The sequence below is a fragment of the Cellulomonas sp. GTC20042 genome, assembly GCF_055389595.1.
Window position 1 is genome coordinate 3,894,409 of the sequence record NZ_AP043678.1, and the last position, 23,308, is coordinate 3,917,716.

At 71.9% G+C, this 23,308-nt stretch carries 24 protein-coding genes and 1 tRNA gene; 10 read left to right on the forward strand and 15 right to left on the reverse strand.

Annotated elements, in window-relative coordinates; genetic code table 11:
- Positions 1-123: 123 nt before the first annotated feature.
- Positions 124-210: transfer RNA gene (locus ACZ5HG_RS18040), tRNA-Ser, on the reverse strand.
- A 151-nt stretch (positions 211-361) separates the two neighbouring features.
- Here ACZ5HG_RS18040 and ACZ5HG_RS18045 point away from each other — a divergent pair.
- Genes ACZ5HG_RS18045 through ACZ5HG_RS18055 form a run of 3 tightly spaced genes read left to right on the forward strand, consistent with a single transcriptional unit; the run spans position 362 to position 2,482 of the window.
- Positions 362-1,273, forward strand: a complete 912-nt coding sequence (locus ACZ5HG_RS18045) for a hypothetical protein (protein WP_464178911.1) — start codon at positions 362-364, stop codon at positions 1,271-1,273.
- A 4-nt stretch (positions 1,274-1,277) separates the two neighbouring features.
- Complete coding sequence (locus tag ACZ5HG_RS18050; RefSeq protein ID WP_464178913.1) at positions 1,278-2,024, forward strand: hypothetical protein; 747 nt, start codon at positions 1,278-1,280, stop codon at positions 2,022-2,024.
- The gene (locus ACZ5HG_RS18055; RefSeq protein ID WP_464178915.1) at positions 2,024-2,482 is read left to right on the forward strand and encodes a hypothetical protein; all 459 of its coding nucleotides are present in this window, start codon (positions 2,024-2,026) and stop codon (positions 2,480-2,482) included. The genes ACZ5HG_RS18050 and ACZ5HG_RS18055 overlap by 1 nt, the downstream gene beginning before the upstream one ends.
- A gap of 8 nt (positions 2,483-2,490) precedes the next feature.
- Here the strand turns inward: ACZ5HG_RS18055 and ACZ5HG_RS18060 are convergent, their stop codons facing one another.
- A complete protein-coding gene (locus tag ACZ5HG_RS18060; RefSeq protein ID WP_464178917.1) occupies positions 2,491-3,855 on the reverse strand; it encodes a hypothetical protein in 1,365 nt (454 codons plus the stop codon).
- A gap of 135 nt (positions 3,856-3,990) precedes the next feature.
- On the opposite strand from ACZ5HG_RS18060, the gene ACZ5HG_RS18065 reads away from it, so the two are divergent.
- Positions 3,991-4,878, forward strand: a complete 888-nt coding sequence (locus tag ACZ5HG_RS18065) for a Sir2 family NAD-dependent protein deacetylase (protein WP_464178919.1) — start codon at positions 3,991-3,993, stop codon at positions 4,876-4,878.
- Positions 4,879-4,894: 16 nt separating this feature from the next.
- Here the strand turns inward: ACZ5HG_RS18065 and ACZ5HG_RS18070 are convergent, their stop codons facing one another.
- Both ACZ5HG_RS18070 and ACZ5HG_RS18075 read right to left on the reverse strand, forming a co-directional pair.
- The gene (locus ACZ5HG_RS18070) at positions 4,895-5,329 is read right to left on the reverse strand and encodes a nucleoside deaminase (protein WP_464182210.1); all 435 of its coding nucleotides are present in this window, start codon (positions 5,327-5,329) and stop codon (positions 4,895-4,897) included.
- Between the two features lie 62 nt (positions 5,330-5,391).
- Positions 5,392-6,972, reverse strand: coding sequence for a methyl-accepting chemotaxis protein (locus tag ACZ5HG_RS18075; protein WP_464178921.1), 1,581 nt, complete (start codon positions 6,970-6,972; stop codon positions 5,392-5,394).
- 343 nt (positions 6,973-7,315) lie between these two features.
- Between ACZ5HG_RS18075 and upp the strand changes: the two genes are divergently transcribed.
- The 4 genes from upp (at position 7,316) to ACZ5HG_RS18095 (ending at position 10,028) form a co-directional block, all read left to right on the forward strand.
- Positions 7,316-7,951 (forward strand): uracil phosphoribosyltransferase, encoded by a 636-nt coding sequence (gene upp / locus ACZ5HG_RS18080; protein ID WP_464178923.1) that lies wholly within the window; start codon positions 7,316-7,318, stop codon positions 7,949-7,951.
- 328 nt (positions 7,952-8,279) lie between these two features.
- Positions 8,280-8,624, forward strand: coding sequence for a hypothetical protein (locus ACZ5HG_RS18085; protein ID WP_464178925.1), 345 nt, complete (start codon positions 8,280-8,282; stop codon positions 8,622-8,624).
- 335 nt (positions 8,625-8,959) lie between these two features.
- Positions 8,960-9,625 (forward strand): SDR family oxidoreductase, encoded by a 666-nt coding sequence (locus tag ACZ5HG_RS18090; RefSeq protein ID WP_464178927.1) that lies wholly within the window; start codon positions 8,960-8,962, stop codon positions 9,623-9,625.
- A 103-nt stretch (positions 9,626-9,728) separates the two neighbouring features.
- A complete protein-coding gene (locus ACZ5HG_RS18095; protein WP_464178929.1) occupies positions 9,729-10,028 on the forward strand; it encodes a YciI family protein in 300 nt (99 codons plus the stop codon).
- A 114-nt stretch (positions 10,029-10,142) separates the two neighbouring features.
- Here ACZ5HG_RS18095 and ACZ5HG_RS18100 read toward each other — a convergent pair whose 3' ends face one another.
- From ACZ5HG_RS18100 to nrdH, 7 genes are all read right to left on the reverse strand, one after another.
- A complete protein-coding gene (locus ACZ5HG_RS18100; RefSeq protein ID WP_464178931.1) occupies positions 10,143-10,442 on the reverse strand; it encodes a DUF1540 domain-containing protein in 300 nt (99 codons plus the stop codon).
- A 155-nt stretch (positions 10,443-10,597) separates the two neighbouring features.
- Positions 10,598-11,914, reverse strand: a complete 1,317-nt coding sequence (locus ACZ5HG_RS18105) for an MFS transporter (protein WP_464178933.1) — start codon at positions 11,912-11,914, stop codon at positions 10,598-10,600.
- A 47-nt stretch (positions 11,915-11,961) separates the two neighbouring features.
- Positions 11,962-12,315: an L-rhamnose mutarotase gene (locus ACZ5HG_RS18110; RefSeq protein ID WP_464178935.1), complete on the reverse strand. Its 354-nt coding sequence runs from the start codon at positions 12,313-12,315 to the stop codon at positions 11,962-11,964.
- A gap of 174 nt (positions 12,316-12,489) precedes the next feature.
- Complete coding sequence (gene nrdF / locus ACZ5HG_RS18115) at positions 12,490-13,464, reverse strand: class 1b ribonucleoside-diphosphate reductase subunit beta (protein ID WP_464178937.1); 975 nt, start codon at positions 13,462-13,464, stop codon at positions 12,490-12,492.
- Positions 13,465-13,532: 68 nt separating this feature from the next.
- Positions 13,533-15,638, reverse strand: a complete 2,106-nt coding sequence (nrdE, locus tag ACZ5HG_RS18120) for a class 1b ribonucleoside-diphosphate reductase subunit alpha (protein ID WP_464182211.1) — start codon at positions 15,636-15,638, stop codon at positions 13,533-13,535.
- A gap of 35 nt (positions 15,639-15,673) precedes the next feature.
- Positions 15,674-16,090 (reverse strand): class Ib ribonucleoside-diphosphate reductase assembly flavoprotein NrdI, encoded by a 417-nt coding sequence (nrdI, locus tag ACZ5HG_RS18125; protein WP_464178939.1) that lies wholly within the window; start codon positions 16,088-16,090, stop codon positions 15,674-15,676.
- A gap of 85 nt (positions 16,091-16,175) precedes the next feature.
- The gene (gene nrdH / locus ACZ5HG_RS18130) at positions 16,176-16,421 is read right to left on the reverse strand and encodes a glutaredoxin-like protein NrdH (RefSeq protein WP_464178942.1); all 246 of its coding nucleotides are present in this window, start codon (positions 16,419-16,421) and stop codon (positions 16,176-16,178) included.
- A gap of 752 nt (positions 16,422-17,173) precedes the next feature.
- Between nrdH and ACZ5HG_RS18135 the strand changes: the two genes are divergently transcribed.
- Positions 17,174-18,505 carry an MFS transporter gene (locus ACZ5HG_RS18135; protein WP_464178944.1) on the forward strand — a complete coding sequence of 444 codons (1,332 nt, stop codon included), beginning with the start codon at positions 17,174-17,176 and terminating at the stop codon, positions 18,503-18,505.
- 56 nt (positions 18,506-18,561) lie between these two features.
- Entirely contained in the window at positions 18,562-18,906 is a 345-nt protein-coding gene (locus ACZ5HG_RS18140) for an ArsR/SmtB family transcription factor (RefSeq protein WP_464178946.1), read from the forward strand.
- Positions 18,907-19,078: 172 nt separating this feature from the next.
- On the opposite strand, the gene ACZ5HG_RS18145 is transcribed toward ACZ5HG_RS18140, so the two are convergent.
- From ACZ5HG_RS18145 to dnaK, 4 genes are all read right to left on the reverse strand, one after another.
- Positions 19,079-19,513 (reverse strand): heat shock protein transcriptional repressor HspR, encoded by a 435-nt coding sequence (locus tag ACZ5HG_RS18145; protein ID WP_464178948.1) that lies wholly within the window; start codon positions 19,511-19,513, stop codon positions 19,079-19,081.
- A 76-nt stretch (positions 19,514-19,589) separates the two neighbouring features.
- Positions 19,590-20,606: a DnaJ C-terminal domain-containing protein gene (locus ACZ5HG_RS18150; RefSeq protein ID WP_464178950.1), complete on the reverse strand. Its 1,017-nt coding sequence runs from the start codon at positions 20,604-20,606 to the stop codon at positions 19,590-19,592.
- An 82-nt stretch (positions 20,607-20,688) separates the two neighbouring features.
- Positions 20,689-21,264, reverse strand: a complete 576-nt coding sequence (gene grpE, locus ACZ5HG_RS18155) for a nucleotide exchange factor GrpE (RefSeq protein ID WP_464178953.1) — start codon at positions 21,262-21,264, stop codon at positions 20,689-20,691.
- Between the two features lie 59 nt (positions 21,265-21,323).
- Positions 21,324-23,180: a molecular chaperone DnaK gene (gene dnaK / locus ACZ5HG_RS18160; RefSeq protein WP_464178955.1), complete on the reverse strand. Its 1,857-nt coding sequence runs from the start codon at positions 23,178-23,180 to the stop codon at positions 21,324-21,326.
- Positions 23,181-23,308 lie beyond the last annotated feature (128 nt).

Sequence of the window (23,308 nt, forward strand, 5' to 3'; positions counted from 1 at the left end):
CCGGGCGCGGGGGGCGGGGTAGTCGGGCACCGCCGTCGCCGTCGGACCACCTCGCCGCGCCTCGGCCCTGCCCTGGAAGACGACGAGACCCCCGCCGGATCACCGACGGGGGTCTCGCACACGCGGTAGCGGTGGGATTTGAACCCACGGTGGACTTTCACCCACACACGCTTTCGAGGCGTGCTCCTTAGGCCGCTCGGACACGCTACCTCGGCGTCAGACTCTACCGGATGGGGCGGCGTGCTCCGGACGCCCCGGCCGTCCCCCGATCAGGCGTCTGCGCTCCACGAGGCGCCCAGGCTTCACTAGGGTGACTCCCAGCAAGCAGCAGCGCAGGGGGACGGCAGGGGAACGAGGGCTGATGGCATCGGGTTTCGAGGTCGACACGGGCACGCTGGACCTGGTGCGCCAGCTCGCCGAACGGCAGGCCGACCACCTGCGAGCGATCCGTGACTACCTCGACGCCCACACCACGCTGAACGACGTCGGCGGGCTCGTGATGCTGTGCCTCAAGCCGAAGTACGACGAGGGCCGGAATGCCGCGATCCAGGGCTTCACCCAGGGTGTGACGATCAGCGACGCCGTCGCCGACCGCGCCGCCGAGACCCGCACCGCCTACCTGGACGCCGATCGCGCCGCCGTGGACCGGCTGCGGCGCAACGGTGCGGACCTGGGGATCGACCTGCCGGCGTTCTCCGAGCCGACCGCACCTCGGCTCGGCGCAGGAGCGACCGGCACCGGCGCGGGCTGGGAGCTGGACCCGGGTGTATCGCCGTGGTCGCGGCTCACCCCGGGCGACGCGCGCCCGGTCGTCGACGGCTCCCGGACCCTGGCGTCCAGGAGCGCGAACTGGATCAACAAGCCCCCGTCGACCGTGCTGAGCAGCTTCGCGCTCCGCTACCCCGCCGACCAGCTGCTGATGAAGCCCGGCATCGAGAAGGTCTGGGACTTCGTCGACCGGAAGTTCGGCACCCCGATGGCGACCGAGACGCTCCACGAGCGGTACGTGGCCAACCGGAAGAACGCCTACGAGTCGGCGTACGAGCACGGTCACCAGACCGGCTCCCGCACGACGAACGGCGGCGACGTCACGACGCCGAGCACCACGGTCCGCGCGGTGCAGAGCGGCACCCTGGTGTACTCCACCGTGACCCAGGTGCGCAGCGCCTGGAACGCCATCGAGGGGACGCAGGCAGCCACCACCCGGCTGGACGCGGTGACCGGCGTCGGCCGCGGCGAGGACAACACCGAGTCCTACGCATGGGCTCGGTGACCCCATGACGATCTCCGAGGTCTACGACCCGCAGGCGTCCCTGGTCGCCCCGACCGGTGCCGCAGAGAACTTCGCGGAGTCGCTCCGTTGGAAAGCCGGACCGCTGCTCGGCGGCCTGGACTGGCTGCTCGAGCAGGTCATCCACCGGTCGGCCATCGCCGAGCTGGTCGAGCCCCTGGCGGGCGACTGGACCGGGCTGGAGAAGGGCGCGCAGGCCTGGCACCACGCCGCCGACGCCAGCGCCGCGGTGGGCGCGAACTTCGGCGCGACAGCGCAGGACGTCCTCGCCGGCTGGACCGGCGAGGCTGCCGAGGCGTTCGCCGCCCGTGCCCGGGAGATCGGGGACACCTTCACGGACTACGCCGACGGGTGCAGCTCGATGGGCGAGGTGACCTCGGCGCTGCTCGACCTGTGCAAGGCCACGGCGGAGAGCATCGCGGGGATCCTCGGGTTCCTCGGCGACTACCTGACCCGGGCTCTGGTCGAGGCGTCCATCCCGATCGCCGGCTGGGTGGTGGGGGCGATCGACGGGGCGATCAGCGGGTCGATGCTGCTGGTCAAGTTCGAGCGCGGCTACCGGCTGATCCAGAAGGTGCTGGACGCGATCGAGAACTTCCGTGAGGTGGTGATCGCCATCGACCGGATGGCCTACGCGATCACGTTGATGATGAAGTCGGTGACGACGGTGAACAACCTGCGCACGGTGGATGCCGGAGACCGGGCCGCCTCGACCGCCTTCGGGGTGTCCTGATGCCCGCGCCGGAGATCCGCGCGCTGCTGGCCGAGATCCGCGAGGCCACCGCGTCCGCTCAGGCCGCGACCGCAGAGATCGAGGCGGAACGACTGGCGATGGGCCGCGAGCGCGAGGACGAGGAGCGACGTCGGGCGACCGCCGCGAGACGCGGTGAGCTCGGTGCCGACTGGCAGGTGCTCCAGCAGCGGATCGACGCACGCCGCACGTCGCTGGCCGCGATCATGACCGGCGCGGACGAGTCGCCGGAGGCCCGGCGGGTGATGGACACCGCGCTCGAACGCATGTCACGGCTGAGCGACGAGGTCGACCGGGCCGTGCTGGACGGCGACCCGATCGATCCGCGGAGCGCCGCCAGCGCTTTCCGACGCACGCAGGAGGCGGCGGACCAGATCCGCGCGACGCTGGCCCGGCTCCGTGCGACGGACGGTCCTCCCGGGGGCGACGCCCGGCCCTGATCGGCCGGTCAGGGGCCTTCGGTCCGGAACGCGTCCAGACCGAGGAAGTCCTTCGGCGCGCGACGACGGTGCCGCCGACCGGTGAGCACCCGCTGCTCGTGGTCGATCTGGGCCAGCCGCCGCTGCAGGCCGAGGCCGATCAGCCCGTTCGAGACCCGCAGCATCCCGATCGCGGCCCCGACCCAGAGCAGGCCCATCACGGAGATCGCGGGCGTGGCGTCCTGGGTCGTGGAACGTGCGCGGGATCCGTCGGGGTGCGGCACGACGACGATCTGCTCCCCCGGCTCCAGCCGGTTCCGCCCCTCGGGCAGGGTGATCTCCCGACCGTCGTCCAGCCGGACGGTCGGGATCATGGCGACACCGACCTCGAGACCGATCCGGTCGAGCGCCCCGCCCTCGTCCACGACCTCGACCGACGTCACCGTCGCCCGCTGCGCCGGCTCCTCCCAGGGCCAGACGACGCGCTGCGCGGCGAGCTGCCCGAAGCCCGAGAAGGTCGCCAGGCCGACCAGGAGCACGCCCACCAGCGTGCTGGCGAGGCCGTCCAACAGTGCGTCGTACTGGACGCCGGCGAGCGCCCGGGGCGTGCGCCACCAGGTCCGCAGCACCGGAGGTTCGTCGGCGGTGCTCACCGCGGTGCGCCCGAAGACCACCCGCTGCCCGACCCGCGGCCCGGTCCCGAGCTCGACCAGGTCCTCGGTCGGCCTCGGCTGCACCCAGCGCGTGGTGCCGAGCAACTCCAGGCAGCCGTCGACCAGACGGCGTGGGGTGACGAGCACGGCGACCTGCACGGCCACCCAGGACAGCGCCCACCACACCACGACCACCGGTGTGAAAACCACGGACGGGAACAGCACCATCCGGTCACGCGCCGACATCGGACCCCGTCGGACCGCCGTGGTGCAGTAGCGCAGCGTCGAGCCCCACGCGGCGTGCATCGCGGCGACGGTGGGCAGCCAGACCGAGATCAGGTCGTCGCCCCACCGCCGGTCGTGCTGCACCGCATCGACCAGCGCCCCGGGGTCGGCGAGGTGTCGCGGCGCGGCCAGCACGAAGGACCACCGCAGCCCGCGCAACGCCAAGGGCCGGGACAGCTCGGCACGGGCGACGACGATCGTCGGCATCCGGACCCCGGCCCGCTGCGCCTCGCGGTGCACCGCGAGCACCGCATCGTCCGTCGGTGCGACCAGCCGCTCGACCAGTCGGGTGGTCGCGGCCCGGACCGCACCGACCGAGCGCACGAGCACCGCCGCCGGGACCAGCGCGACGAGCATGCCGGCGACCTCGTAGCCCGGCTGCACGAAGGCCAGCACGATCGGCAGCGGTCCGACCATCCCGAGGGTGAAGAACAGCGCCAGGGGCAGACCCCGCACGAGCAGACGCGACCACCTGATCAACAGCACTCCCGCAGGCTAGCGGCCCATCCGACCCGCCCACCGGCGAACGGCGGCTACGCCCTGCGCGTACCCACCCCACCTCGCACGCCGAGCCGGACGTACCGTGGCCAGGTGACCGCCCTGCCCCGCACCCCCTCCCCGATCCGCCCGAACCCCGGCACCCTGGACGAGGTGGTGGACCTGCTGCGCGGCCGGCGGGTGGCGGTGCTGACCGGCGCGGGGCTGTCGACGGACTCGGGGATCCCGGACTACCGGGGGCCGGACTCGCCGCCGCGCACGCCGATGACCTACCAGCAGTTCGTGGGCGACGAGGCGTTCCGCCGGCACTACTGGGCGCGCAACCACGTGGGCTGGCGGTACGTGCACCGCACGGAGCCGAACGCGGGGCACCGGGCGCTGGCGTCGCTGGAGGCGCACGGTGTGGTGGTCGGGCTGATCACGCAGAACGTGGACCTGCTGCACGAGCAGGCGGGCTCGCGCCGGGTGATCGACCTGCACGGGCGGTACGACCGGGTGATCTGCCTGCGCTGCGGCGTGGTGGTGTCCCGGCAGGAGCTCGCCGACCGGCTGGAGGCGCTGAACCCCGGCTTCGTCGAGTCCGTCGGGGCGGTGGGCGACGTGGAGATCGCGCCGGACGCGGACGCGGTGATCGAGCAGACGTCGCACTTCGTGGTGGCGGACTGCTGGCAGCCGGACCCGGACGGCGGCGACGGCCCGTGCGGCGGGATGCTCAAGCCGGAGATCGTCTACTTCGGCGAGACGGTGCCCGCGCCCCGCGTCGCCGAGGCGTACGCGCTGGTGGACGAGGCGGAGGCACTGCTGGTGGCGGGATCGTCGCTGACCGTGCAGTCGGGGCTGCGGTTCGTGCGGCACGCGTCGGCGGCGGGCATGCCGATCGTGATCGTGAACCGCGGCGCCACCCGGGGCGACCCGCTGGCGACGCTGACCCTGGACGCGGGCACCACCGAGACGCTGACCGCGCTGGCCGAGCGGCTGTAGCCGGAGCCGCGCGCCCTCAGCCCCGGTGCTGGGCGAAGAACTCCCGCAGCACGGTCGCGCACTCGTCCTCGCGCACGCCGCCGACCACCTCGACCCGGTGGTTGAGCCGCGAGTCGCGCACCACGTCCCACTGCGAGCCGCAGGCGCCCGCCTTGGGGTCCCACGCGCCCAGCACCAGCCGGGGGATCCGGGCGAGCACGGTCGCGCCCGCGCACATCAGGCATGGTTCCAGGGTGACGACCAGCGTGCAGTCGTCCAGCCGCCACCGGCCGAGCGCCACCGAGGCGGCCCGCAGCGCGAGCACCTCGGCATGCGCGGTGGGATCGGCGTCGGCCTCCCGCCGGTTGCGACCCGCGCCGACGACGGCCCCGTCCGGGCCGAGCACCACCGCGCCGACCGGCACGTCCCCGGTCACGGCGCAGCCCGCCGCCTCGGTCAGGGCCAGGCCCATGGCGGTCAGGTCGTCGGGACGCGCGAACACCCCGCCATCCTCCCGCACCTGCGCCGGTTCGATCAGAACGTGAAGGCGCGCACCCGGGTCCGCAGATCGGTGGAGACCGCCGACAGGTCGTGCACCTGCACGTCCACCTGACCGGCGACCTCGCTGGCGGCCACCGTGGTCGCGGCGAGCGAGGCGAGGTGCGCGGCGATCTCCCCCGACCCGGCGGCGGCCTCGGACACACCCCGGCTCATCTCGGTGGTGGTCGCGGTCTGCTCCTCGACGGCCGAGGCGATGGCCATCTGGTAGTCGTTGATGCTGGCGATGATGTGGGCGATCTCCCCGATCGCGGACACCGCCTGCTCGCTGTCCTGCTGGATCGCCTCGACGCGCCGGGCGATGTCCTCGGTGGCCTTGGCGGTCTCCTGCGCCAGCTCCTTGACCTCGCCCGCGACCACGGCGAACCCCTTGCCGGCGTCCCCGGCCCGCGCCGCCTCGATCGTCGCGTTGAGGGCCAGCAGGTTGGTCTGCTCGGCGATCGTGGTGATCACCTTGATCACGTTGCCGATCTCGGTGCTGCTGGTGCCGAGCTGCGCGACGGTGTCGTTGGCGGACCCGGCGACCTCGGTGGCCTGCGCGGCGACCTTGGCGGCCTCGTTGGCGTTCTGCGCGATCTCCCGGATGCTCGCACCCATCTGCTCGGCGCCCGCCGCGACCGCCTGCACGTTGCGCGAGACCTGCTCGGCAGCGGCCGCCGCGACGCCCGCCTGGCTGCTGCTCTCCTCCGAGGACGAGCCGACCTGCGCCGACGCCCCGGCGAGCAGCTGCACCGACGAGGTCACCGAGTCCGAGGATCCGACCACGCCGGACAGCGTCTCGCGCACCGCCTGCTGCGCGACGTCGAGGGAGGCCCCGAGCCGGACCAGCTCGTCGGACCCGCGCAGCGCGGCGGACCGGGTCAGGTCGCGCGCCGCGATGGCGTCCACGACCTCGCCGACCGCCGCGAGCCGGCGCCGGACCCTCCGCCCCAGCGTGAGGCCCAGGCCGAGCGACACCACCGCGCCGAGGGCGAGCAGCACGACGATCACGACGGTGGTGCGGGTCGCGGTGGTCGACGCGTCGGCGATGTCCGCGTCGATCGTGGCGTAGGAGTCGGTCAGCAGGGAGTCCAGAGCCGCGGTCAGCGCGACGTTCGCCTCCTTGTACCGGTCGGTGATCGCGGCGATCTCGCTCACCGGCGTGGTGGACAGGTCGCTCTGCACGATCTCCCGGACCACGTCCCACTGGGTCGCGACCTCGTCGACGACCGGCTGCTGCGCGTCGGACAGGTCGAGCCCCTGGATCTCGGCCAGCGCCGCGTCGGCGGCGGCGATCTCGGCGTCCCGGTCCTGCGCGGCGGTCGGGTTGACCTCCGGCCCGAGGGTGAGCGCGGTGTTGTACATGACCGCGCCCTTGATCCCGGACTGGAGCTCGCCGGCACCCTGCACCAGACGGACCTGGGTGTCGCGCAGCTCGGTCAGCGACGCCCCGGAGGCGGACACCGCCTGCACGCCGACGACGCCGGCGGCGCTGCCGGCGACCACGGCGATCGCGACGGCGCCGACCATCTTGGTCGCGAGCGAGCTGCGCAGGGGGGTGGAGGCGGGACGATCCACGGTGAGGCCTTCCTCAAGAGGGGGTACTCAGGAAGGTTCGACCGGTCCGACGACGAACTGAGAGGTTCGTGTGGATGATTTCGCAGGTCAGAGGCTGTTTCTGTGGCCGCGGGGTCATCAGCGGGGGCCCTCGGGCCGCCTCCGTGCGACGCACCCGGCGAGGGGTGGGCATGGAGGCGGCGACGGCGCGGCCAGGGGGGCTCGCGGCGCCGTCGCCGCACCTGCACATCGTGCTTCCGGGCGGCGGCAGGGGCCTGGGACGAACGGCCCAACCACGCGGGCGGGGGTGGGTGGAAGCACCCGGACGGCCCAGCGAGGGCCGCGCGCACGGTAGGTTGAGCCCATGCGCCTGCACGTCGCCGACCACCCGCTCGTCGCCCACAAGCTGACGGTCCTCCGCAACAAGGACACCTCGTCGCCGACGTTCCGCAAGCTGGTCGACGAGCTCGTCACCCTGCTCGCCTACGAGGCGACCCGTGACGTGCGCACCGAGCCGGTCGACATCCAGACCCCGGTCGCGCCGACCACCGGCGTGAAGATCGCCGAGCCGCTGCCGCTGGTGGTGCCGATCCTGCGCGCCGGCCTCGGCATGCTCGACGGCATGACCCGCCTGATGCCGACCGCCGAGGTCGGGTTCCTGGGCATGCAGCGCGACGAGGAGACCCTCGAGGCGATCACCTACGCCAACCGCCTGCCCGAGGACCTCACCGGTCGGCAGTGCTTCCTGGTCGACCCGATGCTCGCCACCGGCGGCACCCTGGTCGCGGCGATCGACTACCTGTTCGCCCGCGGCGCGCGCGACGTCACCGCCGTGTGCCTGCTCGCCGCCCCCGAGGGCCTCAAGGTCGTCGAGGACGCCGTCGGCGACCGTGGCGACGTCACGATCGTGGTGGCCGCGGTGGACGAGCGCCTGAACGAGAAGGCGTACATCGTGCCGGGCCTCGGCGACGCCGGCGACCGCCTCTACGGCGTGGTCTGAGCCGAGCGGCAGCACGCCGGGGGCGACCTCGGCGCGTCTCAGCCCGTGGGACCGGGCGGGCAAACTCTTGGAGCCCGCCGCCGCGGGCTGTCACCATCGACCCGTGATCACCCGTCGACGAATGCGCAGCGCCGTACCGGCGCCCGTCGTCGACCGCGCGTATCCCCGGCATCTGTGGCGTTGTTGGTCCTGACGGCTCCTGCCCGTCCGCGCTGAGCGCCCCGCGCTCGCCCCGTGCACCAACGCACGCGCCCACCCCCGCCGACCCCGTCGTCCTCCTCGGCCCCACCCCCGTGGTGCAAGGCCACCCCACGCATCGGAGCCTCCCGTGGCACCTCGTCGCCGTCTCACCGCAGCCCTCCCGCCCGCACCCGCGCGGCCCGCACCCGGCGGTCCCGGGCGCGCCGGCTTCGTGCTGTACGTCGGGCTGAACGGGGACGACGCCACCGGGCAGGTCGCCGAGCTGGCCGAGGTCGCCGAGTCCCTGCGCGACCTCGCCCGCGACCTGCTGCCCACCGCCGAGACGTACACGGCGCTCTCGCTGGTGCCCGGCACCGGCACCGACGACGTCCGCGACCTCCGCGACCGGCTTTCCCACCTCGCCCCGCTCGAGGCCGGCGCGCCCGCGCCCGCTGCCGACCCGACCGAGCCCCCGACCGCCCAGACCGCCTGACCCGCGCGCGCGTCTGCGCCCGCGGGCGTGCGCCCTTTCCTGCACTCGCGCGCGTCTGCGCCCGCGTGCGTGCGCCCTTTCCTGCACTCGCGCGCGTCTGCGCCCGTCCGCGCACCTTGCCTCGTCCGCGCACCCTGCGTGTCCCTCCACGCCCGCCGAGTTGTCATCTCTTGTCGCTTCGCGCCGCCGGGAAGCGACAAGAGATGACAACTCGGCGATGGTTCGGCACGGGTGGCGCAGGGGAAGGCGCGCGTAGCGAGCGTGCGGTGCGGACGGGCACGGGCACGGGGGCACGCGGGGGGGCAGGTGCGGGCGGGGCGGCTTACGGTGGGTGGATGCGGATCGTCATCGCCGGTGGGCACGGCCAGATCGCCCGACGTCTGAGCAGGCTGCTGCACGCGCGGGGCGACGTGCCCGTCGCGGTGGTGCGGAACCCGGACCACGTGGCCGACGTCGAGGCGGACGGCGCGCAGGCGGTGGTGCTCGACCTGGAGGCGGCCGATCCTGCCGACCTCGCGGCGCACCTGGCCGACGCGGACGCCGTGGTGTTCGCGGCCGGCGCGGGCCCGGGCAGCGGCAGCGCCCGCAAGGACACCGTCGACCGCGGCGCCGCCGTGCTGCTCGCCGACGCCGCCGAGCGCGCGGGGGTCCGGCGCTACCTGCTGGTGTCGTCGATCGGCGCGGGTGCGGAGCCGCCGGCGGGCACCGACCCGGTGTTCGCCGACTACCTGCGCGCGAAGACCGCCGCCGAGGACGACCTGCGACCGCGCGACCTGGACTGGACGATCCTGCGACCCGGCGGGCTCACCGACGACGCCGGCACAGGCCACGTGCGGCTCGGCCCCGACGTCCCGCACGGCCGGGTCACCCGCGACGACGTGGCGACGGTGCTGCTCGCGCTGATCGACGAGCCCGGCACGGCGGGGCTCACGCTGACCCTCGCCGAGGGGCCGGTGCCGGTGGCCGCCGCGGTCGCCGCCGCCACCGAGCGCGCCGACTGAGCGCGGGCTCGCGCGCGCCGCCCGACCCGCCCCACGACATGCTCGGCACGACGCGCCCCTCCGGCGCGCCCGCGCGACCTGACCCCACCGCTACCGTCGAGCCATGCCGCACCTCTTCGTCCTCGACCTGCACTACACCGCCGATCTTGCGCAGGTCGACGCCCTGCTGCCCGCGCACCGCGACTGGCTCGCGCAGCACTACGCCGCCGGCACGTTCCTGGCGTCGGGGCGCAAGGAGCCGCGCACCGGCGGGGTCGTGCTGGCGCAGGGCGAGCGGTCGGCGATCGACGCGATCCTCGCCGAGGACCCGCTGATGATCGGCGGCGTGGTCACGTACTCGGTCACGGAGTTCGTGCCGACGACGACCGGCTCCGCGCTGGACCACCTGCGCGTCGACGCCTGAGGGGTCGACGACGCGACGACGGCCCCCGCCCCCGGGCGAGGGGGACGGGGGCCGTCGTGAGGAGCGGGTGCGCGGCCGCGGCAGCGTGGGGGGCTCTGCGGCCGACGCGGACCCTCAGGCCTTGGCGTAGGTGAGGCAGTCCGCCAGGTCGTGACCGGCACCGATGCGGACCGTCTCGGCGCCGCAGGTCAGGTGCTCGTTGTGGGAGCAGTCCGCGCGCTGGCAGGCGCCGACGTGCGAGACGACCTTGTCCAGGCCGCCCTTGACGCTGAGCGGGATGAACGTCGCGCACTGGGCGTCGCCGCTGACGCCACCGATGGTGATCGCCGCCGCGCCGCAGGCGTGCTCGTGGTTGTAGGAGCAGCCGGCCACCGAACACTCGGAGACGGCGGGCAGCTCTGCGAGGGTGCTCATGGGGTCCTCCTGCGGGGTCGATCGAGGGGCGTCGGTCGTGCTGTTCGTCCGACGGTAGGACCGCCTCGACGGGGCTGTATAGAAAGGAAGGCCTGGCTCACTCACGTCCCCGCAGGTCAGCGGTCGGACGAGCTTTCGCCCTCGGCGCGTCGCCGTCAGCGACCGACCGGCAGTGGCTCCGGTTCGGCCACCTCGTCCAGATCGGCGCCGTAGCGCTCGACCTCGATCTCCTTGAGGCTGCGGCCGGCGGTGTCCGGCGCCCAGATCACACCCACCAGCAGCGACCCGGCCAGGCAGACGATCATGATCACGCCGACGAACGGCACGCCCCGATCGGCCAGCAGCGTCGGGAACAGGTAGCTGAGCAGGCCGACCGCGATCCGGGCGGTGAAGAACAGCAGACCCTGCGCGGAGGCCCGGTAGGCGGTGGCGAACAGCTCGGCGGTCCACAGCGCGTAGAACGCCTGCGCCCCGATGCCGGCGCTCACGCCCCAGAGCACCGCGAAGGCGATCAGCAGCGGCATCGTCACGTGCGGCACGAACGCGAGGATCATCCAGGCCGCGACGCCGAGGGCCGCACCGATCCCGTACAGCACCCGCCGGGACACCCGGTCGCCGTACCGCATGAAGCCCCAGAACGTCGCGGCGGCGGTCAGACCCCACACCAGCACCTGCAACAGGTTCTGCCCGACGGCGCTCTCGACGCCCGCGGTCTCGTAGACGCGCGGCATGAAGATGCCCGCCTGCCCGGCGACCAGGTTCCACAGCGTGTAGACGCCGACCAGGAACAGCAGCGCCCGCACGTTCTGCCGGAGCGAGAGCAGCTCGCGGAACCCGCGCCGCCGGCTCCCGAGCTGGCGCTGCTTGGCGTTCGACTCCTTCCACACGTCCGACTCCCCCAGCCCACGGCGCACCCACCAGGTGATGAAGGCGATCACGAACAGGTGCGCGAACACGATCCGGCTGCCCAGCAGGCCCAGCGGCACCAGCGCCGTGGACAGCGCGAAGCCGATGAACGGGCCGAGCGACCAGGCGAGCTGGCCGGTGCCGACATGCCGGGCGCGCTGGTCGTCGGGGGCCTCCTCGGCGATGTAGGTCCATGCCACCGGCACGCCCGCGCCGACGGCGATGCCGGTGAGCACGATCCCGGTGAACAGCATCCAGGTCTGCCCGGCGACCACCACGAACGCGGTGCCGACCATGTAGAGCACCAGGTCGTAGGTGTAGATGAACTTGCGCCCGTAGCGGTCGCCGAGCGGTCCGCCGATCATGGCGCCGACCGCCGCCCCGAAGGCGTTCGCGCTCAGCGCCGCCGCCAGGCCGATCGCCAGGTTGCTCAGCCCGAACCGGTCCTGCCAGAGGGACAGGCTGGTCGCCAGGGCGATGATCGATCCGGCCTCGATGTAGTTGGACATGGCGACCGCGACGGTGGCGCGGTAGCCGTGCAGGCCGGTGCGGGTGGGTTCGGACATCGGCGTCCCTCTCGGGTGGTGGGTGGCGTGGCTGACAGGCGGGGGGATCAGGCGCGGCGCGCGGGCAGGCCGGCGGCGAGGAGCTGGTGCTCCAGACGGAAGATCTCGGGGAGGTAGGCGAAGCCCTCGTCCGGGGCGCCGTCGCCGGCGAACAGGGCGGCCATCTCGGCCTGCCAGCGGGCGTTCACCGCGGTCGCGGCCATCCGCGCCTGCGCGAGGTCCTTGTCGTCGGCCTCGAACACCCCGACCAGCAGCCCGGTCTCGGACAGGAACAGCGAGTACTCCCGCCAGCCGGCGTCACGCAGCGCGGCGAGCATCTCCGGCCACACGGCGGCGTGCCGCTCGCGGTAGCGGCCGAGGTGCGCAGGGTCGACCTGCGAGACGAAGCAGTAGCGCGGCATCGGTGCCTCTCGGTGTGCTCGGTTCGACGTTGAATCGATTCACGCACCGTAGCGAGCCACCCGATCGGGTGTCAATCATTCGGGTGGACGCGTCCTGATCATCGGCCCGGGCACGACGACGCCCCGCCCGGCGGGTGCCGGACGGGGCGTCGTGGAGCGTGGATCAGGTCGGGATCAGAAGTCCCAGTCCTCGTCCTCGGTGTTGACGGCCTTGCCGATGACGTACGAGGAGCCCGACCCGGAGAAGAAGTCGTGGTTCTCGTCGGCGTTCGGCGAGAGCGCGGCGAGGATCGCGGCGTTCACGTCGGTCTCGTCCTTGGGGAACAGCGCCTCGTAGCCCAGGTTCATCAGGGCCTTGTTGGCGTTGTAGCGCAGGAACTTCTTGACGTCCTCGGTCAGGCCCAGGGGGTCGTAGAGGTCCTGGGTGTACTCCACCTCGTTGTCGTACAGCTCGAAGAGCAGCTCGAAGGTGTAGTCCTTGAGGTCCTGACGCTCGGCCTCGGTGAGCTTCTCCAGCCCCTTCTGGAACTTGTAGCCGATGTAGTACCCGTGCACGGCCTCGTCGCGGATGATGAGGCGGATCAGGTCGGCCGTGTTCGTGAGCTTCGCCCGCGAGGACCAGTACATCGGCGCGTAGAAGCCCGAGTAGAACAGGAACGACTCGAGCATGGTCGAGGCGACCTTGCGCTTGAGCGGGTCGTCGCCCCGGTAGTAGTTGAGGACGATCTCGGCCTTGCGCTGGAGGTTGGGGTTCTCCTCCGACCAGCGGAACGCCTCGTCGATCTCCCGGCTGGAGATCAGCGTCGAGAAGATCGACGAGTAGGAGCGGGCGTGCACCGACTCCATGAAGGCGATGTTGGTGTACACCGCCTCCTCGTGCGCGGTGATCGAGTCCGGGATCAGGCTCACGGCACCGACGGTGCCCTGGATGGTGTCGAGCAGCGTGAGGCCGGTGAACACCCGGGTGGTCATCTGCTTCTCGGTCTCGGTGAGCGTCGCCCACGACTGGATGTCGTTGGACAGCGGCACCTTCTCCGGCAGCCAGAAGTTGCCCGTGAGCCGGTCCCAGACCTCGAGGTCCTTCTCGTCCTCGAGCCTGTTCCAGTTGATCGCCTGGACGCGGTCGATCAGCTTCAGCTTCTCCGCCATCTCTGCTTCCTCATTCGTCGTCGAGCCCTACCGTGCCCTGCCGTGCGTCTGGTCCCATCCTGCCCGGGTCAGAGCATGCAGGACACGCAGCCCTCGACCTCGGTGCCCTCGAGCGCCATCTGCCGCAGGCGGATGTAGTAGAGCGTCTTGATGCCCTTGCGCCAGGCGTAGATCTGGGCCTTGTTGATGTCGCGCGTGGTGGCGGTGTCCTTGAAGAACAGCGTCAGCGACAGGCCCTGGTCCACGTGCTGCGTGGCCTCGGCGTAGGTGTCGACGATCTTCTCGTAGCCGATCTCGTACGCGTCCTGGTAGTACTCCAGGTTGTCGTTCGTCATGAAGGGCGCCGGGTAGTACACGCGACCGAGCTTGCCCTCCTTGCGGATCTCGATCTTCGACACGATCGGGTGGATCGAGGACGTCGAGTTGTTGATGTACGAGATCGAGCCCGTCGGCGGGACGGCCTGGAGGTTCTGGTTGTAGAGCCCGTGCTCGCGCACCGACTCGGCCAGCGCCTTCCAGTCCTCCTGCGTCGGGATGTGCACGCCGGCCTCGGCGAACAGCGCGGCGACGCGGGCGGTCTTCGGCTCCCACACCTGCGAGACGTACTTCTCGAAGTACGCGCCCGACGCGTAGGTGGAGTCCTCGAAGCCGAGGAACGCCTGGCCGCGCTCCTTCGCCAGCAGGTTCGACGCACGGATCGCGTGGAACGCCACCGTGTAGAAGTAGATGTTGGTGAAGTCCAGGCCCTCCTCGGACCCGTAGAAGATCCGCTCGCGCGCCAGGTACCCGTGCAGGTTCATCTGCCCGAGGCCGATCGCGTGACCGCCACGGTTGGCCTTCTTCACCGACGGGACGGACTCGATGTCGGTCTGGTCGGAGACGGCGGTCAGCGCGCGGATCGCGGTCTCGACCGACTGGCCGAAGTCCGGCGAGTCCATCGCCAGCGCGATGTTCATCGAGCCGAGGTTGCACGAGATGTCGCGACCGACCTCGGCGTAGGAGAGGTCCTCGTTGAAGGTCGACGGGGTCGACACCTGGAGGATCTCCGAGCAGAGGTTCGAGTGCGTGATCTTGCCCTTGATCGGGTTGGCCTTGTTGGCCGTGTCCTCGAACAGGATGTACGGGTAGCCGGACTCGAACTGCAGCTCGGCGAGCGTCTGGAAGAAGTCGCGGGCGTTGATCTTCTTCTTGCGGATCTCGCCGTTGTCGACCATCTCGCGGTACTTCTCCGACACGTTGATGTCGGCGAAGGGCACGCCGTAGACGCGCTCGACGTCGTACGGGGAGAACAGGTACATCTCCTCGTTGTTCTTGGCGAGCTCGAAGGTGATGTCCGGGATCACGACGCCGAGCGAGAGGGTCTTGATGCGGATCTTCTCGTCCGCGTTCTCCCGCTTGGTGTCGAGGAACCGCATGATGTCCGGGTGGTGCGCGTGCAGGTAGACCGCACCCGCGCCCTGACGGGCACCGAGCTGGTTGGCGTAGGAGAAGGAGTCCTCGAGCAGCTTCATCACGGGGATGACCCCGGAGGACTGGTTCTCGATGTGCTTGATCGGCGCGCCGTGCTCGCGGATGTTCGAGAGCAGCAGGGCCACGCCGCCGCCGCGCTTGGACAGCTGGAGGGCGGAGTTGATGCCGCGCGCGATCGACTCCATGTTGTCCTCGATGCGCAGCAGGAAGCAGGACACGGGCTCGCCGCGCTGCGCCTTGCCGAGGTTGAGGAACGTCGGGGTCGCCGGCTGGAAGCGGCCGGAGATGATCTCGTCCACCAGCGCCAGCGCGAAGTCCTCGTCGCCGGCGGCCAGCGCCAGGGAGACCATCGCGACGCGGTCCTCGAAGCGCTCGAGGTAGCGCTTCCCGTCGAAGGTCTTCAGCGTGTACGAGGTGTAGTACTTGAACGCGCCGAGGAAGGTCTGGAAGCGGAACTTCTTCGAGTAGGCGTGCTGGTAGAGCCGCTTGATGAACGCGCGGTCGTACTGCGCCAGCACCTCGGGCTCGTAGTAGTGGTTCTCGACCAGGTAGTCGAGCTTCTCGTCCAGGTCGTGGAAGAAGACCGTGTTCTGGTTGACGTGCTGCAGGAAGTACTGCCGTGCCGCCTCCCGGTCCTTGTCGAACTGGATCTCGCCGTTCGCGCCGTAGAGGTTCAGCATCGCGTTGAGCGAGTGGTAGTCCATCTCCGGCGTGATGGTGACGACCTCGGTCGCGTCCGTCAGGCCGGCGTCGGTGAGTGTCGCTGCCAAAATCGTCCCCATCCCTCTCGGACGCGTTCCACGTCCTCGGTCGTTCCCATGAGCTCGAAGGCGTACAGGTACGGGACCTTGCACTTCGCGGCGACGATGTCACCGGCGATGCAGTACGCGCTGCCGAAGTTGGTGTTCCCCGCCGCGATCACGCCGCGGACCAGGGAACGGTTGCCCTCGTCGTTGAGGAACTTGACGACCTGCCGGGGCACCGCGCCGCCCTCGTTGCCGCCTCCGTACGTGGGGACCACCAAGACGTAGGGGTCCTGCACGTGGAGGAACGGCTCCGAGGGGCGGAGCGGGATCCGGGAGGCCTCGATCCCGAGCTTCTCGACGAAGCGACGGGTGTTCTCCGAGACGCTGGAGAAGTAGACCAGTGAGCTCATCGCTCGATCCCCCCTCGCCCCGGTGGATCGTGTGCGTGCGTGGTGCCTGCGTGCCGACCCCGGTCAGGGGCGGGGGTCGCAGGTGTCAGGCGACGGTGACCGCGGCGCGGTCGACGATCGCCTTGATCTGGTCCGGGCGGTAGCCCGACCAGTGCTGGCCGTCCGCCACGACGACGGGGGCCTGGAGGTGGCCGAGCGACATCACGTAGTCACGCGCGTCGGCGTCCTCGGTGATGTCCACGACCTCGTACTGCAGGCCGGCCTTGTCCAGCGCCCGGTAGGTGGCGGTGCACTGGACGCACGACGGCTTGCTGTAGACGGTGATGGTCATCGTGTCTCCCCGGTCTCTGCTCGCTGGTACGTGCACTGACGCCCGCCCCGCACTGCTGTGGCTGTGTCGCTGATCGGCTGCCCGTCCGACGTTCCTGCGGGTTCCGCGGGCCCCCTTCCGAGGGCCTGGGAAGCTCCGCCGAGCAACGAGTCAGAACACTACACCTGGGGTCCGACATCGCCACCGACCACAACCCCTGGTGTTACACCCCTGTTGTTTCCACACCCTGTGGACGACTGTCGATGTCGCAATTCGTCCACAGGCTACGACCGACCACCGACACACACCCCGAGCGCTGGGGACGCGCCGGTCAGGCCTGCGACGTGCACCGTCGTCCACAGGTCGTCCCCAGGTCAGCGGTCGTGACCCCCACCGTCGTCCACAGGTGGACAACTCGCGAGGTCACCCGAGAGGGGGTGACCTAGGTCCTACAAGTCCCGGCGTGTCGCATCCGTTCGGCGTGTCGCGCCGGGTCGATCGGACGGGCGGGCCCCGACCTTCGGCCTATCCAGACCCGGCCCGTGCGGCCTCCGCGCACCGAGAAGGGAGCTCCCGGCGGTCGATGTCCGGTCGAGGCGACGGGGAGCTTCCCGCTCGGCGTGCCACGCGGGCGCGGGGGCCGGCATGCCATCGCGCCCTTCGGACGACGCAAGCAGTCGCGCGCCACGCGGGCGCGGGGGCCGGGCGCGGGCTTGCGCGCGGGTAGATCCGCATACTTGCGTAGGCACGCAGGTGTGCAGCATGCTCGTCGGGTGCTCCGTGCTCTCGCCCACCCCGTGTACCGCCGGTTGTTCCTCGCGCAGGTCGTCGCTCTCGCGGGCACCGGCCTCGCCACCGTCGCCCTCGGCCTGCTCGCATACGACCTGGCCGGCCCCGACGCGGGCGGGGTGCTCGGCACCGCGCTCGCCGTGAAGATGGTCGCCTACGTGGTGGTCGCGCCGCTGGCCGCCGCCGCGGTGGCCCGGCTGCCCCGCCGGGCGGTGATGGTCGGCGCCGACGTGCTGCGCCTGGTCGTCGCGCTCGGCCTGCCGTTCGCCGGCGAGGTGTGGCAGGTGTACGTGCTGGTCTTCGTGCTCCAGGCGGCGTCGGCCACGTTCACGCCGACCTTCCAGTCGGTGATCCCGGACGCGCTGCCCGACGAGGACGACTACACCGCCGCTCTCTCGCTGTCCCGGCTCGCCTACGACCTGGAGGCGGTGCTCTCGCCCGTGCTCGCCGCCGCGCTGCTGCTGGTGATCCCCTCGTCGGCGCTGTTCCTGGGGACCGCGATCGGCTTCGCCGGGTCGGCGGCGCTGGTCCTCACCACGGTGCTGCCCCCGCGTGGGGACGACGGGGAGGCCCCGACCACCGCGTTCGGGGAGCGCGCCCGGCACGGGGTGCTGCTGATGGTCCGCACCCGGTCGCTGCGACCGGTGCTCGCGCTCAACCTCACGGTGGCCGCCGCCGGGGCGTTCGTGCTGGTGCAGACGGTGGTGATCGTGCGGGACGCCTTCGACCGGGGCGACGGCACGGTGGCGCTGCTGCTCGCCGCGAACGGTGCGGGGTCGATGACGGCGGCGCTGCTGCTCCCCCGGCTGCTGCGCCGGGCGCCGGAGCGGCGGCTGATGCTCGGCGGCGCCGTGCTGCTGGTGGTGGCGACCGCGCTGGTGCCGCTGGCGCTGCGGGTGACCTGCACCGCGGGGCTGCTCGCGCTCGGGGCGCTGTGGGTGGTCGTGGGCCTGGGGTGGTCGGCGGTGGAGACGCCGGTGGGACGGATCGTGCGGCGCAGCGTGCCGCATCCGGACCTGGCGGCGGTGTTCGCGGCGCAGTTCTCGCTGTCGCACGCGTGCTGGCTGATCACCTACCCGCTGGCGGGGTGGCTCGGCGCGTCCGGCGCGCTGGGGCTGTCCGGCACGGCGGTCACGCTGGCCGGGGTGGCCGCGGCGGCCGGCGTGACGGCGGCGGTGCTGTGGCCGCGCGGGGAGGACGGCGCCGTGGCCGGTCGGCGCGACGCCCTGGGGACGACCGCGGGCACCGCCGCCGTCCCCAGCGCGGCCGTCCCCAGCGCCGCCGCCCCCAACGCGACGGCGGAGGACGCCGGGTGATCCCGGTGCTGTGCCACGCGGCGCCCGAGCGCCCCGACCGCGCCGGGGATGGGATCATGGCGATCGTGGCCACCACGCAGCGCACCACGCCCCCCGACGCCGACCTGGACCATGCCGTCGAGGTGCTGCGCCTGCTCGCGGACCGCACGCGCCTGGCGATCCTCGCGATGCTCGACGGCACCGAGATGTCGGTGACCGCCATCGCCGAGGCGGTGGACCGGCCCGGCCCGGCGGTGTCGCAGCACCTCGCGAAGCTGCGCGCGGGGCGACTCGTCAGCACCCGCCGCGAGGGGACCACCGTCTACTACGGGCAGCCGGACGAGCACCTCGCCGCCCTGGTCACGAACGTGCTCCAGCACAGCGAGCACGTGCTGTACGAGGTCCCCCCGCACCACCGCTGAGCGGCACCACCGCTGACCTGCGGCTCGCGCACCGCGCGCGCTCTCCCACGCCCGTCCGCACGCACGCACGCACGCCGAGACTGCACGACACGCCGCGTGCCTCGCGGACGAGACGGCATGTCGTGCAGTCTCGGCGAGAGCGGGAGGGCCGCGAGAGAGCCCGCCCGCGCGGTCAGCGGCTCAGCGGCCGCCAGAGCACCAGCGCGCCGGCGCGGCGGTCGGCCTCGTCCACCGGCACGCGGCGGCGCTGGCTGCGACCGGTCGACCCCATGGCGACCACGTCGCCGGAGGGGTGCGCGGTGAACACCCGGCGACCGGGCTCCACGAACGCGCGCAGGTACTCGACCTGGCGGGTCAGCCGGTCGACCTCGGCCTCCAGGTCGAGGATCCGCTTGATGCCGGCGAGGTTGATCCCCTCCTCGTGGGAGAGGCGCTGCACCTCGCGCAGCGTGGCGATGTCCCGCAGCGAGTAGCGGCGGCCGCGACCACGGGCCCGGCCCGGGGACACCAGGCCGAGCCGGTCGTACTGCCGCAGGGTCTGCGGGTGCATGCCGGCGAGATCGGCAGCGACCGAGATCACGTAGATCTGCGCGTCCTCCTGCGCCATGCGAGGCCACCTCCTCCTGCCCGGGCGGACCGTGCCGCCCCTCGACCCGAACCCTCGTGCACCCGGCGGGTGCGCGTCACTCCTTCGCGCGGGCCAGCAGGTCGGCGCGCGGGTCCTCGCCGGACGTCGCGATGCCGAAGGCCTGCACGGCCTCCTTCGCCGCCGGGCTGAGCCGCTGCGGGACGACCACCTGCACGGTCACCAGCAGGTCGCCGGTGCCGGTGGGGGTGGTGATGCCCCGGCCCTTGACCCGCATGGTGCGGCCCGAGGGCGTGCCCGCCGGGATCTTGAGCCGGACGGTCGAGCCGTCCAGCGTCGGCACCTGCACCTCGGCACCCAGGGCGGCCTCGTCGAAGGCCACCGGCAGGGTCAGGCGCAGGTTGTTGCCGTCCAGCGTGAACACCGGGTGCGGGGTGACGCGGACGGTCACCTCGAGGTCGCCGGCGGCGCCACCGCCCTCGCCGGGACGGCCCTTGCCGCGCAGCCGGATCTTCTGGCCGTCGCGCACACCCGCGGGGATGCGGGCCTTGACGGTCCGCCCCTCGACGCCGAGCGCCACGGTCGAGCCCTCGACGGCCTGCCGGAACGGCAGCGTGGTCACCGCCGACAGGTCGGCGCCCCGCCGGCCGCGCGACTGGCCGAAACCGCCACCGCCGCCACCGCCGAACAGCCCGCCGAGCAGGTCCTCGAACCCGCCGCCGCCACCGCCACCGGTCGGCGCACCGGCGCCGCCGCCCTGGGGGAAGCGCACCCGGCCCGCGCCCTGCTGACCGGCGAACATGCCGCCGAACAGGTCCTCGAAGCCGGCGCCGCCGTTGCCCGCGGGGCTGCCGCTGCCTGCGCGGAAGCGCGCACCGCCGGCCATCGCGCGCAGCTGGTCGTACTGCGCCCGTTGCTCGGGGTCGGAGAGCACCGCGTAGGCCTCGCCGACCTCCTTGAACTTCGCCTCGGCGGCCGCGTCGCCCGGGTTGTGGTCCGGGTGCATGGTGCGGGCGAGCTTGCGGTACGACTTCTTGATCGCGGTGGCGTCGGCGTCCTTGGAGACGCCGAGCACGGCGTAGAAGTCCTTCTCCAGCCAGTCCTGTCCGCTCATCAACGCCTCCTTCCGTCCTGGATCGGTCGCGGCCCGGCCGCGCTGAGCGCTGCGGCCGGGCCGACCGGGATCATCCTCGTGGTCACGCCTGCGGGTCGACGACCGCCACCCGGGCGGCGCGGATGATGCGCTCGCCCATCCGGTAGCCGGGCTGCAGCACCTGCTGCACCGTCGGCTCGGTCACGTCGGCCGAGTGCCCGTGCATCAGCGCCTCGTGCACGGTGGGGTCGAAGACCTCACCCGCCGCGCCGTAGGACTCGATGCCGAACCGCCCGAGGCTGCTCTCCAGCTTCTCGGCGATCGACGCGAACGGGCCGACCAGGTCGCCGTGCTGGCGGGCCAGGGCGATGTCGTCGAGCACGCTGATCAGCGCCTCGGCGACCGCCGCGACCCCCTGGTCACGGGCGGCCAGGGCCTCGGTCTTGGACCGCTTCACGTAGGCGGAGTACTGCTGCTCGAGGTTGTAGTAGTCGGCGTTCCGGCGCTGGAGCTCGTCCAGCCGCTCGGCCGCCAGCTTCTGCGCCTCGACCAGCCCCTCCAGCACCACGGCCTCCTCGGCGGCACCGGCCACCTGCTCGGCCTCGGCGAGGATCTGCTCCTCGGGCGTCGGCTCCCGGAGCCGGCCGGTCTCCGGGTCGATCCGCCGCTTGTCGGTCACGCGGGGACCCTCCTCGGGGTCGGGCTGACCCGACCCCGAGGACGGCGTGCGGTCGTCCGTCACTTCGTGTCACCCTCGTCGTCGACGATCTCCGCGTCGACCACGTCGTCATCGGCAGCCGAGGTGTCGCCGGCCGGCGCGCCCTCGGGAGCCTGCTCCGCCGCCTGGTTCGCCGAGTACAGCGCCTCGCCGATCTTCTGGCCGACAGTGACCAGGGCGGTCTGCTTGGCGGTGACCTCCGCGAGGTCCTCGCCCTCCAGCGCCTTCTTCAGGTCGTCGACGGCCGAGCGGACCTCGGTCTTGACGTCCTCGGGCAGCTTGTCGTCGTTGTCGGTCAGCTGCTTCTCCATGGAGTAGACGAGCTGCTCGGCCCCGTTACGGGTCTCCGCCTCCTCACGACGCTTCTTGTCCTCGGCGGCGTGCGACTCGGCCTCCTTGACCATGCGGTCGATCTCGTCCTTCGGCAGGCCGGAGCCGCCGGAGATCGTCATCGACTGCTCCTTGCCGGTGCCGCGGTCCTTGGCGGACACGTGCACGATGCCGTTCGCGTCGATGTCGAAGGTGACCTCGATCTGCGGGACGCCGCGCGGCGCCGGCGCGATGCCGGTCAGCTCGAAGGTGCCCAGCGGCTTGTTGTCGCGGGCGAACTCGCGCTCGCCCTGGAACACCTGGATCAGCACCGACGGCTGGTTGTCCTCGGCGGTGGAGAAGATCTCCGAGCGCTTGGTCGGGATGGCCGTGTTGCGCTCGATGAGCTTGGTCATCACCCCGCCCTTGGTCTCGATGCCGAGGCTCAGCGGGGTCACGTCGATCAGCAGGACGTCCTTGCGGTCGCCCTTGATCACGCCGGCCTGGAGCGCGGCACCCACGGCCACGACCTCGTCCGGGTTCACGCCCTTGTTGGGCTCGCGGCCGCCGGTGAGCTCCTTGACGACCTCGGTCACCGCGGGCATGCGGGTCGAGCCGCCGACCAGCACGATGTGGTCGATGTCCGACACCGAGATGCCGGCGTCGCGGATCACGGCCTGGAACGGCGCCTTGGTGCGCTCGAGCAGGTCCGCGGTCATCTGCTGGAACTGCGCGCGGGTCAACTTCTCGTCCAGGTGGATCGGGCCGTTCTCGCTCATCGAGAGGTACTGCAGCGAGATGTTGGTGCTGGTCGCGGAGGACAGCTCCTTCTTGGCCTGCTCCGCCGCCTCGCGCAGACGCTGCACGGCGATCTTGTCCTTGGACAGGTCGACGCCGGTGGAGTTCTTCACCTGGCCGACCAGCCACTCGACGATCCGGTTGTCCCAGTCGTCGCCGCCGAGGCGGTTGTCGCCGGAGGTCGCGCGGACCTCGATCGTGGAGAAGTCGTCGTCCTTGCCCACCTCGAGCAGGGAGACGTCGAACGTGCCGCCACCGAGGTCGAAGACGAGGATCAGCTCGTCCTCCTTGCCCTTCTCCAGGCCGTAGGCCAGGGCCGCCGCGGTGGGCTCGTTGACGATGCGCAGGACGTTGAGGCCGGCGATCTGGCCGGCGTCCTTGGTCGCCTGGCGCTCGGCGTCGTTGAAGTACGCCGGGACCGTGATCACCGCGTCGGTGACCGGCTCGCCCAGGTACTCCTCGGCGTCACGCTTGAGCTTGCCGAGCACCCGCGCGGAGATCTCCTGCGCGGTGTACTTCTTGTCGTCGATCTCGGTGGTCCAGTCCGTGCCCATGTGGCGCTTGACCGAGGCGATGGTGCGGTCGACGTTCGTGACCGCCTGGCGCTTGGCCACCTCGCCGACCAGGACCTCACCGGTCTTGGAGAACGCGACGACCGAGGGGGTCGTCCGCGAGCCCTCCGCGTTGGCGATGACCGTGGGCTCGCCGCCCTCGAGGACCGCGACCACCGAGTTGGTGGTGCCCAGGTCGATGCCGACTGCTCGTGCCATGTCCGTTCCCTCTTCCTTCGTGGTGCTGCTGCGTCCGTGGGGCGCCTCCGCCGGGGGCGGCGGGTCAGCGCCTTGAGCCTGCTGCGCTCAAGTCTGCGACGGTCGATCGGCGTTGGCAACTTCGCGAC